The organism is Thermus sediminis, from assembly GCF_003426945.1.
GTDB classification, from domain to species: Bacteria; Deinococcota; Deinococci; order Deinococcales; family Thermaceae; genus Thermus; species Thermus sediminis.
In genome coordinates, this window is sequence record NZ_QURO01000004.1 from 1,375,860 (window position 1) to 1,388,518 (window position 12,659).

The window sequence follows — 12,659 nt, forward strand, 5'->3', positions numbered from 1 at the left end:
ACGGGGTGGCCCGGGGAGGACGTCCGTCCGGACAGCGGGAGATCTTAGGGGCTAGCGCAGTCGTTGACAGGCGAGGGGGTCAGGGGTATAATCCCCTTTGGAAAAGCTTCCATAGGAGGACGACATGAAGCGCAGAGAGTTTCTCAAAGGGGTAGGTGTCGGGCTCGCGGCTAGCCTTGTCCTGGGACCCTTGGTGGTTCGGGCGCAGGCGGGTCCCATCATCCGAGTGGCGGGGGACTCCACCGCTGTGGGCGAGGGCGGTCGCTGGATGAAGGAGATGGCAGAGGCCTGGGGTAGGAGGACGGGAACCCGGGTGGAGTACATCGACTCCCCTGCCGACACCAACGACCGCCTGGCCCTCTACCAGCAGTACTGGGCCGCCAGAAGCCCGGACGTGGACGTCTACATGATTGACGTCATATGGCCGGGCATTGTCCTCCCCCACGCCGTCGATTTGCGGCAATATTTCACGGAGGCGGAGCTCAGGGAGTTCTTCCCCCGCATTGTGCAGAACAACACCATCCAGGGCCGGCTCACCTCCATCCCCTTCTTCACCGACGCTGGCATCCTTTACTACCGGAAGGACCTTCTGGAGAAGTACGGGTATAGGAACCCTCCGCGCACCTGGGCCGAGTTGGAGCAGATGGCCCAAAGGGTTGTTGAGGGAGAGCGGAGGGCGGGAAACCGGAACTTCTGGGGTTTCGTCTTCCAGGGCAAGGCCTACGAGGGGCTCACCTGCAACGCCCTGGAGTGGGTCTACTCCCATGGGGGTGGGCGCTTCGTGGAGTCCAACGGCACCATCAGCGTCAACAACGGCAACGCGGCCTTGGCCCTCAACCGGGCCCGGGGCTGGGTGGGGAACATCGCCCCTCAAGGGGTCGCCAGCTACGCAGAGGAAGAGGCCAGAAACGTCTGGCAGCAAGGCAACGCCCTCTTCATGCGCAACTGGCCCTATGCCTACGCCCTGGGCCAAACCGAGGGGAGCCCCATCCAAGGCAGGTTCGGGGTCACGGTCCTGCCCAGGGTATCCGCCGACGCTCCCAACGCCGCTACCCTAGGGGGCTGGCAGCTGATGGTCTCCGCCTACAGCCGCTACCCCAGGGAGGCCGCCGACCTGGTCAGGTACCTGGCCTCCTACGAGGTGCAGAAGGACAACGCCGTGCGCCTCTCCCGCCTGCCCACGCGGCCTGCCCTCTACACCGACCGGGATGTCCTGGCCAGGAATCCCTGGTTTAGGGACCTCCTCCCCGTCTTCCAGAACGCCGTTTCCCGTCCCTCCGATGTGGCTGGGGCCAACTACAACCGGGTCTCCGAGGCCATATGGACCGAGGTCCACAGCGTCCTCACCGGGCGGAAGAGGGGAGAGGCTGCGGTGAGGGACCTCGAGGCCCGCCTGAGGCGGATTCTCCGCTAAGGGCCCCCTGGCCCCGGGGGGCCCCGGCCCCCCGGGTATCCTTAGAACACCATGCTCACCCGAAGACAAGCTCGCCTCGCCTGGCTCCTCGTCCTTCCCACCTTGCTGGTGGTGCTCCTGGTGGCCGGCTACCCCCTGGCCCAGGTCTTCTACTGGTCCCTTTTTAGGGCTGACATTGCCTTCGTGGAGCCCCCGGAGTTCGTGGGCCTGGAGCACTACCTCTACCTCCTCCAGGACCCCGATTTCCGCCAAGCCCTTTGGAACACGTTGCGGTTCACCGTGATCTCCGTGACGTTGGAGACCCTCTTGGGGTTGGCCATCGCTCTCATCATCCACTCAAACTTCAAGGGCCGGGGTCTGGTGCGGACCGCCATTCTCATTCCCTGGGCCATCCCCACGGTGGTTTCCGCCAGGATGTGGGAGTGGATGCTCCACGATATCTACGGCATCATCAACATCCTTGGGGTCAGGCTGGGCCTCCTTTCCGAGAAGGTGGCTTTCTTGGCTCGTCCAGAGCTCCTCTTCGCCTCCATCGTCGCCGTAGATGTGTGGAAGACCACACCCTTTATGGCCCTTATCCTCCTAGCCGGTCTGCAACTCATCCCTGAGGAGCTCTACGAGGCAGCCAGCATTGACGGCGCCACGAAGTGGCAGCAGTTTTGGACCATCACCCTTCCCCTCCTGACCCCCGCGCTGGTGGTGGCCCTTATCTTCCGCACCCTGGACGCCCTCAGGGTTTTTGATGTGATCTTCGTCCTGAGTGGGTTGAACCCCGCAACCCGCTCCTTGGCCATCTACAACCGCCAGACCCTCATTGACTTCCAGGACCTGGGTTACGGTTCGGCCATCAGCGTGGCCATCCTGGTCCTCATCTTCCTCTTCGTCGTCTTCTACATGCGCACCTTGGGTAAGGAGGCCTTGAGATGAAACTCCTTTTGCGCGTTCTCAACCGGGCCCTCTTCTATGTCTTGGTGGCCTTTGTGGTAGTCTACAGCGTCTTTCCCTTCTACTGGGCGGTCGTTTCCAGCTTTAAGCCCTCGGGGGAGCTTTTCTCAACGGACCCCAGCTTTTTGCCCGTGCCCTTCACCCTGGAGCACTATCAGAACGTCTTCCTGCAAGCCAACTTTGGCCGCAATCTTCTCAATTCCCTCATCGTGGCTGGGGGAGCCACCCTCCTTTCCCTGACCCTGGGGGTGATCGCCGCCTACGCCCTGGGCCGCCTACCCTTTCCCCCCAAAAACGCCGTGCTCTACATCGTTCTGGCCATGACCATGTTCCCGCAGATCGCCGTCTTGGGGGGGCTTTTTATGCTCCTCCGCCAGATGGGCCTCTTCAACACCCACCTGGGCCTTATCCTCTCCTACCTCCTTTTCACCCTCCCCTTCACCATCTGGGTCCTGGTGGGCTACTTCCGCGGACTTCCCCGGGAGCTGGAGGAGGCCGCCTACGTGGACGGGGCTACCCCGTTGCAGACCCTGGTGAAGGTGATGCTCCCGCTCGCGGGGCCAGGGTTGGTGACCACGGGACTCTTGGCCTTCATCGCCGCCTGGAACGAATACCTCTTCGCCCTCACCTTCACCGTAGGGGACGCGGTGCGCACGGTCCCCCCGGCCATCGCCAGCTTCGGCGGGGCCAGCCCCTTCGAGATCCCTTGGGGCTCCATCATGGCCGCCAGCGTCGTGGTCACCGTGCCCCTGGTGATCCTGGTCCTCGTTTTCCAGCAGCGCATCGTGGCCGGCCTCACCGCCGGGGCGGTGAAGGGTTAGGCCAGAAGGCGCGCCACCAGGCCTAAGGCGGCCTCCAGCACCGCCTGCAGGTGCTCCTCCCCCTTGAAGCTTTCCGCATAGACCTTGGCCACGTCCTCGGTGCCGCTGGGCCGGATGGCGAACCAGGCGTTCTGGGTGACCACCTTTAAGCCCCCTAGGGGCTCCCCGTTCCCCGGGGCCCGGGTCAGAACCTGGAGGATGGGCTCCCCCGCCACCTCCCTTCCCACCTCTTCCGGGGAGAGGCGGGCGAGGCGGGCCTTGGCCTCCGGGGGTACGGGCAGGTCCTTGCGGGCGTAGTGGGGGCGGCCCAGGTGCTCCACGAGGGCCTCGTAGAGCTCGTCCGGGGCCTGGCCCCGCTTGGCCATGATCTCCGCCGCCAGAAGCCCAAGGAGGATCCCGTCCTTGTCCGTGGAAAAGGGTCGGCCGTCCCGGCGGAGGAAGCTGGCCCCGGCGCTCTCCTCCCCGCCAAACCCCAGCCAGCCCTGGAGCAGGCCCTCCACGAAGTACTTGAAGCCCACCGGGGTCTCGTAGACCTCCCGGCCCAAGGCCCCCGCCACCCGGTCCAGGAGGGCGCTGGTCACGGCGGTCTTCCCCGCCTTGGCCCCCGGCCAGGCCCGGGTGGTGAAGAGATGGTGGAGGGCGGCGGCCAGGTAGTGGTTGGGGTTCATCAAGCCCCGCCCGGTGACGATGCCGTGGCGGTCGGCGTCGGGGTCGTTGCCGATGGCCAGGTCGTAGCGGTCCTTGAGGGCAAGGAGGCCCGCCATGGCGTAGGGGCTGGAGCAGTCCATGCGGATCTTGCCGTCGTGGTCAGGGGGCATGAAGCGGAAGGTGGGGTCTATCTGGCGGTTTACCACCTCGAGGTGGAGGCCGTACCTTTCCGCCAGGCGCTCCCAGACCCCTAGGCTTGCCCCGCCCAAGGGGTCCACCCCCAGGCGCAGGCCCGCGGCCCGGATGGCCTCGAGGTCCACCGCCTCCCCCACCTTTTCCGCGTAGAGCCCGGCGAAGTCAAAGGGCTTGGCCCGGGAAAGGGCCTCCTTCAGGGGAAGCCTTTTCACCCCCTTCAGGTTCTCCCGCAGGAGGGCGTTGGCCCGCTCCTCTATGGCCCTGGTGATGCGGGTGTCCGCGGGGCCTCCCGTGGGGGGGTTGTACTTGAGCCCCCCGTCCTCGGGAGGGTTGTGGCTGGGGGTGAGGAGAACCCCGTCCGCCTTGGCCGGGCTCGCGGCGTTGTGCTCCAGGATGGCCAGGGAGACCAGGGGGGTGGGGGTGTACCCCTCCTCTATCCGCACCTCAATCCCGTTGGCGGCGAAGACGGATAGGGCCGTGGCCCAGGCGGGCTCGGAGAGGGCGTGGGTGTCCTTGGCCAGGAAGAGGGGGCCCGAGGCCCCAAAGCTTTCCCTGAGGTCGGCGATGGCCTGGGCGATGGCCAGGACGTGGGCCTCGGTGAAGGTCGCCTTGAGGCTCGTCCCCCGGTGGCCGCTCGTGCCGAAGGCCACGCGCTCCAGGGGGCTTTCCGGGTCGGGCGTAGCCTCGTAGTAAAGGGCAAGGAGCCGGGTCAAGGCCGAAGCTTCCATGGGTCCATTCTAGTCCAGGTCAGGGGTTTTCTTCTGGGCTCTCCTCCTCGCCTTCCTTCGTTTCTGGAGCGAGGTCCGCCAGCACCTGGGTCAAGAGTTTCTCCACCTCGGTCTGCTGGCGCAAGCTCTGGATGAGGCTCTGGGCCTTCTCCTGGCGCTTGCGGTTCCTTACCCCCTCCAGGGCCTCCTCCTTCACCTCCTCGTAGGGCTTAAGCGCCTCGGGCCGCCGGTCCCGGACGAGGACCACGAAGAAGGTGCCATCCTCCAGCTTCAGCACCTCGCTGACCTCGCCCAGGGCTCCCCGGGCGAAGACATCCGCTGTTCGGAAAACCAGCCGGTCCAAGACGCCAGGCAACTGGTTGGGAAGCACGGTGCCGTACTCGGTCACCGTCCCCTCCTGGGCTCTGGCCAGGGCCTGGAGGTCGGTGGCCCTCAAAGCTGCCTCCCGGAAAGCCCTGGCCCGGGTCTCCTCCCTGAAGGCCACCCCCACGACCTCGGCCCTCGCGGGAACGGTGAAGAGGGCAGGGTTCTCCGCGTAAAACCTTCGGGCCTCGGCCTCCGTGGCCGCCACCTCCCGGGTCCTGTAGAGGAGGTAGGCCTGGGCGATCTCCTCCTTGGAGCCGATAAAGGGCCCGCCGCTCTCCTTGGCCGCCTTCACCAAGACCTCCCGGTCGACCAAGGCCTCCAGGGTTTGGGGCAGGAAGAACTGCACTACCAGCTCCCCCAGGCCCTGCTGGATGAGGACCGCCGTCTGGGGGTTGGAAAAGGCGGGCTGGAGAACCTGGGAGAGGAGGATCTCCGCCCCGTTGACCCTGGCCACCACGGGGTTTTGGTAGGCGACGCCTTCGGCAAAGCGCACCTGGGCCCTCTGCCTAAGGTTCGCCAGATAGGCCTCGAGGGCCCCATCCCCCTTGGCCTCCTGGGCGTCCCTCTCCACCTGGTCCCTCACCTCCTCAAAGCTGGGGACCCTGGGGGGCAGGTACTCCTCCACCTTCACCAGGTAGTACCGCCCGCCAGCCTCTATGGGCCCCACCAGCCCAGGTCCCCTCAGGGCAAAGACCCTCTCGGCCACCTTTTCGGGAAAGACCACCCTGCTCACTGGCCTCGGGTCGCTTTCCCCAGGGGCGGCCCCCAGGGCTCCACCCTGCTCCGCCCCCACCCTGGAGCGTTCCCGGGCCAAGGCGGCGAAGTCTTCCCCAGCCTTGGCCTTGGCCATAAGCTCCTCCGCCAGCCTCTCGTCGTCCACCACGATCTGGCGGGCCAGGACCCGGGGCTCGGTTCTGTAGTCCTCCTGGTGCACCTCAAAGTAGAAGCGCACCTCTTCCGGGGAAGGCTTGGCAGCGGAGCGGATCTGCTCCAGGCGCCGCTGGATCTGCAGTTGGGTTCTGATCTCAGCCCGGAGCTGGGCGTCGGTGTAGCCTATCTGGTTCAGGAACCCCTCGTAGGCCCTTTTTTCCCTAAGGCCAAACTGCTCCCGGATGCGGTCCACTTCCCTGCGCACCTCCGCGCTGCCCACGCGGATGCGGGCCGCGTCCTGCTTCAGGGCCTCGGTGAGGATTACCTGTTCCAGGAAGTGGGTGTCCACCAGGGTCTTGAGCAGGCCCTGGGGGTTGGCGGCGTAGAGGGGGTCGTTCCCCTGGAGCCTGAGGAGGTCCAGCTCGTGGACGGGCTTTCCGTTTACCCAAAGCACCGGCCTGCCCCTGGCCTCCCCTCCGGCTTGGGGGGTGAAGAGGAGAACGGCCCCCACCACGAAGACCAAGGCCAAAAAGCCGAAAAGGAAGGTTAGTACCCGCTTGTTGATGCCAAACACTTGACCGCCTCCTCCTCCACGTGCTATAGTACACCCGCTTGAGTGCGCCCGTAGCTCAGCTGGACAGAGCGTCGGCCTCCGGAGCCGAAGGTCAGAGGTTCGAGTCCTCTCGGGCGCGCCATGCCCTTTTTGCCCCCCGGAAGGCCCCTAGCACATAGGGGATTCTAACACCCCTTCCTGAGAAATGGGTTTAGCATGGGGAGGTGCTGCCCCTTCTCCTGGCCTGGCTTCACGCCGTCAATGACCTCTTCTCCAACTTCCTCACCCCCCTTCTCCCCAAGCTCATGGCCCACTTCGGTGTGGGCCTGGGCACGGCCGGGCTCCTGGTCTCGGTCTACTCCCTGACGGGAAGCCTCCTGCAACCCTTAGCGGGCCTCATCGCCGACCGTATGGACCGGAGGCTTCTGGCGGCCCTGGGACCCCTCCTCGTGGCCCTGGGCATGGGGTCCTTGGGCCTCTGGCCCCGCTTTGAGCTTCTCCTTTTGGTCCTGGGCCTCGCGGGGCTGGGTTCGGCCCTCTTCCACGCTTCGGGGGCCAGCCTGGTGGGGGAGTTTGCCCCTAGGCAAAGGAGGGGCTTCTGGCTCTCCTTCTTCGGTTCCGCGGGCTACCTAGGCCTTTCCCTGGGCCCCATTGTGGCCCTCTTCACGGTGGGGGCCTGGGGGCTCAGCGGGCTTTTGTGGCTCACCCCTCTGGCTCTCCTCCCCGCGCTTTTTCTCCTGCGCCTGCCCCCTGTGAGGCGGCAGGGAAAGCCCGCGGGCCTGGGCGATTTCCTCAGGGTCTTCCGGGGCGATGTGGCTCGGCTTTGGGGCATGGCCACCCTCCGGAGCCTGGTCTTCATGAGCTTCGCCACCACCTTGCCCTACTGGTACGCCCAGAGGGGCATCCCCGACGTCTATACCGCCCTCTCCCTTTCCATCTACAGCTTCTCCGCCACCCTGGGGGCCTTCCTGGGGGGCACCCTTTCGGACCACCTGGGCCGCAAGACCGTTCTGGTGGGCACCCTAACCTTTGGCCTTCCCCTTTACTTGGGCCTTCTCCTCTTCCCTCCCGAGAACCCTTTCTACCTGGCCCTCTTGGCCGTCACCGGCGCCCTGATGAACGCAGGCATACCGGTGGCGGTGGCCTTGGCCCAGGAGCTGGAGCCCCACCAGACCGCCACGGTCTCGGGCCTCCTCATGGGCTTTACCTGGGGGTTTGCCGGGCTCTTTTACGCCCCCGTTGGCCACTTGATAGAGATCTATGGGGTTATCCCCGTTCTCCTGGCCTTGGGCAGCCTGATCCTTCCCGCCTGGCTCCTCGCCCGCTCGGTACGGGAACCCCGTAAGATGGGGGCATGAGGATTCTACTGGCTACGGATGGCTCGCCCCAGGCTCGCGGGGCGGAGGTGCTGGCGGAATGGCTTTGCTACAAGCTCTCCGCCAAGCTCCTCGCCCTTTTCGTGCGGGATGTGCGTTTGGTGCGCTTTCCCGAGGTTTTGGACTTCGGGGCCCTGACCATTCCCGTATCCGTTCGCCGGGAGGAGGTGGAGAGGGCTCTCACCCTTAAGGGGGAGGCCATTCTGGAGCAAATCCGCAAGAATGGGGAAGGAGCGGGCCTCGAGGTGGAAACCCTTTTGGAGACTGGTCTTCCCCACGAGGCCATCCTACGCCACGCCCGCATGGCGGATCTGGTGATCCTAGGGAGGAGCGGGGAGGCCCATGGGGGCAACTTCGCCGGCCTCGGGAGCACCGTGGACCGGATCCTCCGCGCCTCCCCTACCCCCGTGGTGGTGGCCCCCGTGGACTACGTGGAGGTAGCGGGGGCCCTTTTGGGGTACAACGCCTCGGAAAGCGCGGTGCGGGCCATGCACACCCTAACCCTCCTGGCCAAGCCCTTAGGCCTTAGGGTGCGGGTGGTGAGCGTGCACGAGGACCCCGTGCGGGCGGGGGCCTGGGCCCTGGAGGCGGAGGCCTACCTCAAGGACCAGGGTATCGCCGCGGAGGGCCTGGCCTTCGCCGGGGATCCGGCGGAGCACCTCCTGGCCCTGCAGGGTCCTTCCGATCTCCTGGCCCTGGGGGCCCCGGTGCGGCGGCTGGTGCTGGGGAGCACGGCGGAGCACGTGGTGCGCCACGCCTTGGGTCCGGTGCTCACCGCCCGATAAGCAAAGCCCGTTTTGGCATAATGACCCCTTAGAGGAAAGGGGGTCTTATGACGGTCCAGCAGGTCCTGTTGCGCAAGGGGAGCGCGGTCTGCACCATCCCGCCCCAGGCCACGATCTTGGAAGCCCTAAAGAGGCTGGCCCAGAAGGACATCGGGGCCCTCTTGGTCATGGAGGGAGGGAAGCTTCTGGGCATCTTCTCCGAAGCGGGACTACGCCCGCAAGCTGGTCCTCCTGGGCCGTTTTTCCAAGGATACCCGGGTGGAGGAGGTCATGACCCGGGAGGTGATCACGGTACGCCCGGAAACCGACCTGGCCGACGCCATGCGCCTCATGACCCAGCACCGGGTGCGCCACCTCCCCGTGGTGGAGGAAGGCAAGGTGGTGGGGGTGATCTCCATTGGGGATGCGGTCAAGGCCATCATCACCCAGCAGGAGATGCTCATAGAGGAACTTTCCCGTTACGTGTCCGAAAACCGCTAAGTGTCCGCGAAGAGCCCTTCCCCTGGCGGCTGAGGAGGGAGGCGCCCCCGGCCCATCGCGGAGAGGGAGGGGGCCAGGCTGGTGCGGGGGGTTTTCTGAGGGGGAGGTTCTGGTGAGGCCATGGGACGGCCACCCCCTTGACACTTTTTTTGGGGTTTGGTAGACTCCTCTTTGCGCTGCCCAACGGGCGGCGGGGGATCTTGAAAGCCGGGGTGGATGGATGGAAGCCACGGGCCACGCGCCGCGTGGTCCATGAAGGGTCAAGATGCTAAGGGCCCACGGTGGATGCCTTGGCACCCGAGCCGAGGAAGGACGTGGCTACCTGCGATAAGCCAGGGGGAGCCGGTAGCGGGCCTTGATCCCTGGATGTCCGAATGGGGGAACCCGGCCCGTGGGAACACGGGCCACCGCCTTTGTGCGGGGGGAACCTGGGGAACTGAAACATCTCAGTACCCAGAGGAGAGGAAAGCGAAAGCGACTCCCTGAGTAGCGGCGAGCGAAAGGGGAAGAGCCTAAACCGCTCGGCTGGTCCGGGCGGGGTCGTGGGGCCCTCGGATGCCGAATCCCTAGCCTAGCCGAAGCCTCCTGGGAAGGGGCGCCAAAGAGGGTGAAAGCCCCGTAGGCGAAAGGTGGGGGGATAGGTGAGGGTACCCGAGTACCCTGTGGTTCGTGGAGCCATGGGGGAATCTGGGCGGACCACCGCCTAAGGCTAAGTACTCCGGGTGACCGATAGCGCACCAGTACCGTGAGGGAAAGGTGAAAAGAACCCCGGGAGGGGAGTGAAATAGAGCCTGAAACCGTGGGCTTACAAGCAGTCGCGGCCCCTTTGGGGGTTGCGGCGTGCCTATTGAAGCATGAGCCGGCGACTCACGGTCGTGGGCGAGCCTAAGCCGTGGAGGCGGAGGCGTAGGGAAACCGAGTCCGAAGAGGGCGCAGGCGGGCCGCGTGCGGCCCGCGCAGTCCGCGGCCGTGGACCCGAAACCGGGTGAGCTAGCCCTGGCCAGGGTGAAGCTGGGGTGAAACCCAGTGGAGGCCCGGACCGGTGGGGGATGCAAACCCCTCGGATGAGCTGGGGTTAGGAGTGAAAAGCTAACCGAACCCGGAGATAGCTGGTTCTCCCCGAAATGACTTTAGGGTCAGCCTCAGGTGCTGACTGGGGCCTGTAGAGCACTGATAGGGCTAGGGGGCCCACCAGCCTACCAAACCCTGTCAAACTGCGAAGGGTCCCAGGGGGAGCCTGGGAGTGAGGGCGCGGGCGATAACGTCCGCGTCCGAGCGCGGGAACAACCGAGACCGCCAGCTAAGGTCCCGGAGTCTGGGCTAAGTGGGAAAGGATGTGGCGCTGCGAGGACAGCCAGGAGGTTGGCTTAGAAGCAGCCATCCTTTAAAGAGTGCGTAATAGCTCACTGGTCGAGTGGCGCTGCGCCGAAAATGATCGGGGCTCAAGCCCAGCGCCGAAGCTGCGGGCCTAGGGCCTAGGCCCTAGGCGGTAGGGGAGCGTTCCCGATGCCGACGAAGGTCGTCCGTGAGGGCGGCTGGAGGCAAGGGAAGCGCGAATGCCGGCATGAGTAACGATAAAGGGGGTGGGAATCCCCCTCGCCGAAAGCCCAAGGGTTCCTACGCCATGGTCGTCAGCGTAGGGTTAGGCGGGGCCTAAGGTGAGGCCGAGAGGCGTAGCCGATGGACAGCCGGTTAATATTCCGGCCCTTCCCGCGGGTGCGATGGGGGGACGCTCTAGGCTAGGGGGACCGGAGCCATGGACGAGCCCGGCCAGAAGCGCAGGGTGGGGGGTAGGCAAATCCGCCCCCCGGGGGCTCTGCGTGGTGGGGAAGCCCGTGAGGGTGACAACCCTCCGAAGCCAGGGAGCCGAGAAAAGCCTCTAAGCACAACCCGCGGGAACCCGTACCGCAAACCGACACAGGTGGGCGGGTGCGAGAGCACCAAGGCGCGCGGGAGAACCCTCGCCAAGGAACTCTGCAAGTTAGCCCCGTAACTTCGGGAGAAGGGGTGCTCCTGGTGGCGCCCTCGGGCGCCGCTTGGGAGCCGCAGTGAACAGGCTCTGGCGACTGTTTACCAAAAACACAGCTCTCTGCGAACCCGTAAGGGGAGGTATAGGGAGCGACGCTTGCCCGGTGCCGGAAGGTCAAGGGGAGGGGTGCAAGCCCCGAGCCGAAGCCCCGGTGAACGGCGGCCGTAACTATAACGGTCCTAAGGTAGCGAAATTCCTTGTCGGGTAAGTTCCGACCTGCACGAAAAGCGTAACGACCGGAGCGCTGTCTCGGCGAGGGACCCGGTGAAATTGAACTGGCCGTGAAGATGCGGCCTACCCGTGGCAGGACGAAAAGACCCCGTGGAGCTTTACTGCAGCCTGGTGTTGGCTCTTGGTCGCGCCTGCGTAGGATAGGTGGGAGCCTGGGAAGCCGCCCTTTCGGGGGCGGTGGAGGCGCCGGTGAAATACCACCCTGGTGCGGCTGGGGGCCTAACCCAAGGGATTGGGGACAGCGCTTGGCGGGCAGTTTGACTGGGGCGGTCGCCTCCTAAAGGGTAACGGAGGCGCCCAAAGGTCCCCTCAGGCGGGACGGAAATCCGCTGGAGAGCGCAAGGGTAGAAGGGGGCCTGACTGTGAGGCCTGCAAGCCGAGCAGGGGCGAAAGCCGGGCCTAGTGAACCGGTGGTCCCGTGTGGAAGGGCCATCGATCAACGGATAAAAGTTACCCCGGGGATAACAGGCTGATCTCCCCCGAGCGTCCACAGCGGCGGGGAGGTTTGGCACCTCGATGTCGGCTCGTCGCATCCTGGGGCTGAAGAAGGTCCCAAGGGTTGGGCTGTTCGCCCATTAAAGCGGCACGCGAGCTGGGTTCAGAACGTCGTGAGACAGTTCGGTCTCTATCCGCCACGGGCGCAGGAGGCTTGAGGGGGGCTCTTCCTAGTACGAGAGGACCGGAAGGGACGCACCTCTGGTTTCCCAGCTGTCCCTCCAGGGGCATAGGCTGGGTAGCCATGTGCGGGAGGGATAACCGCTGAAAGCATCTAAGCGGGAAACCCGCCCCAAGATGAGGCCTCCCACGGCGTCAAGCCGGTAAGGACCCGGGAAGACGACCCGGTGGATGGGCCGGGGGTGTAAGCGCCGCGAGGCGTTGAGCTGACCGGTCCCAATCGTCCGAGGTCTTGACCCTTTGCCCTGATGGGCCACCCCGGCCGGGATCCCCCGCCCCTCAAGGGGGCGTGGGGAGTTTGAAAGGCAAAACAGGAGAATCCCCCGTGCCCATGGCGGCGTGGAACCACCCGTTCCCATTCCGAACACGGAAGTGAAACGCGCCAGCGCCGATGGTACTTGGACCGCAGGGTCCTGGGAGAGTAGGTCGGTGCGGGGGGTTTTGCCTTTGCGGGAGTAGCTCAGTTGGCAGAGCACGACCTTGCCAAGGTCGGGGTCGCGGGTTCAAATCCCGTCTCCCGCTCCACAAACACCCCCCAGGAAG

Annotated in this window: 7 protein-coding genes, 2 tRNA genes, 2 rRNA genes and 1 pseudogene; 10 read left to right on the plus strand and 2 right to left on the minus strand. The window is 65.5% G+C overall.

Annotation, left to right across the window (positions count from 1 at the left end):
- The first annotated feature begins 124 nt into the window (after window positions 1-124).
- From ATI37_RS07955 to ATI37_RS07965, 3 genes are read left to right on the plus strand one after another with little or no spacing between them, the layout of a single operon-like run.
- Window positions 125-1,414 (plus strand): ABC transporter substrate-binding protein, encoded by a 1,290-nt coding sequence (locus ATI37_RS07955; RefSeq protein ID WP_117237888.1) that lies wholly within the window; start codon window positions 125-127, stop codon window positions 1,412-1,414.
- Between the two features lie 51 nt (window positions 1,415-1,465).
- On the plus strand, window positions 1,466-2,341 hold the full coding sequence (locus ATI37_RS07960) for a carbohydrate ABC transporter permease (RefSeq protein WP_117237889.1): 876 nt from the start codon (window positions 1,466-1,468) through the stop codon (window positions 2,339-2,341).
- A complete protein-coding gene (locus ATI37_RS07965) occupies window positions 2,338-3,180 on the plus strand; it encodes a carbohydrate ABC transporter permease (RefSeq protein WP_117237890.1) in 843 nt (280 codons plus the stop codon). The genes ATI37_RS07960 and ATI37_RS07965 overlap by 4 nt, the downstream gene beginning before the upstream one ends.
- On the opposite strand, the gene ATI37_RS07970 is transcribed toward ATI37_RS07965, so the two are convergent.
- Together ATI37_RS07970 and ATI37_RS07975 are read right to left on the minus strand one after the other, a co-directional pair.
- Window positions 3,177-4,751 (minus strand): phosphoglucomutase, encoded by a 1,575-nt coding sequence (locus ATI37_RS07970; RefSeq protein ID WP_117237891.1) that lies wholly within the window; start codon window positions 4,749-4,751, stop codon window positions 3,177-3,179. The genes ATI37_RS07965 and ATI37_RS07970 overlap by 4 nt on opposite strands.
- A 19-nt stretch (window positions 4,752-4,770) precedes the next feature.
- Window positions 4,771-6,561 (minus strand): peptidyl-prolyl cis-trans isomerase, encoded by a 1,791-nt coding sequence (locus ATI37_RS07975; protein ID WP_117237892.1) that lies wholly within the window; start codon window positions 6,559-6,561, stop codon window positions 4,771-4,773.
- A gap of 44 nt (window positions 6,562-6,605) precedes the next feature.
- Between ATI37_RS07975 and ATI37_RS07980 the strand changes: the two genes are divergently transcribed.
- The 7 genes and pseudogenes from ATI37_RS07980 (at window position 6,606) to ATI37_RS08010 (ending at window position 12,641) form a co-directional block, all read left to right on the plus strand.
- Window positions 6,606-6,682, plus strand: a tRNA-Arg gene (locus tag ATI37_RS07980).
- A gap of 82 nt (window positions 6,683-6,764) precedes the next feature.
- Window positions 6,765-7,898, plus strand: a complete 1,134-nt coding sequence (locus tag ATI37_RS07985; RefSeq protein ID WP_117237893.1) for an MFS transporter — start codon at window positions 6,765-6,767, stop codon at window positions 7,896-7,898.
- Window positions 7,895-8,701, plus strand: coding sequence for a universal stress protein (locus ATI37_RS07990; RefSeq protein WP_117237894.1), 807 nt, complete (start codon window positions 7,895-7,897; stop codon window positions 8,699-8,701). Before ATI37_RS07985 ends, ATI37_RS07990 begins: the two co-directional genes overlap by 4 nt.
- A gap of 47 nt (window positions 8,702-8,748) precedes the next feature.
- A pseudogene (locus tag ATI37_RS07995) lies at window positions 8,749-9,181 on the plus strand (CBS domain-containing protein).
- A 258-nt stretch (window positions 9,182-9,439) separates the two neighbouring features.
- Window positions 9,440-12,356 (plus strand): 23S ribosomal RNA (locus ATI37_RS08000).
- Between the two features lie 81 nt (window positions 12,357-12,437).
- A 5S ribosomal RNA gene (rrf, locus tag ATI37_RS08005) occupies window positions 12,438-12,554 on the plus strand.
- A gap of 11 nt (window positions 12,555-12,565) precedes the next feature.
- Window positions 12,566-12,641, plus strand: a tRNA-Gly gene (locus ATI37_RS08010).
- Window positions 12,642-12,659 lie beyond the last annotated feature (18 nt).

Bases quoted from the DNA above. Each gene is read 5' to 3' on its own strand.
- ATI37_RS07990 (WP_117237894.1), top strand. From the start codon at position 7,895: ATGAGGATTCTACTGGCTACGGATGGCTCGCCCCAGGCTCGCGGGGCG.
- ATI37_RS07965 (WP_117237890.1), top strand. From the start codon at position 2,338: ATGAAACTCCTTTTGCGCGTTCTCAACCGGGCCCTCTTCTATGTCTTG.
- ATI37_RS07960 (WP_117237889.1), top strand. From the start codon at position 1,466: ATGCTCACCCGAAGACAAGCTCGCCTCGCCTGGCTCCTCGTCCTTCCC.
- ATI37_RS07955 (WP_117237888.1), top strand. From the start codon at position 125: ATGAAGCGCAGAGAGTTTCTCAAAGGGGTAGGTGTCGGGCTCGCGGCT.
- ATI37_RS07970 (WP_117237891.1), bottom strand. From the start codon at position 4,751: ATGGAAGCTTCGGCCTTGACCCGGCTCCTTGCCCTTTACTACGAGGCT.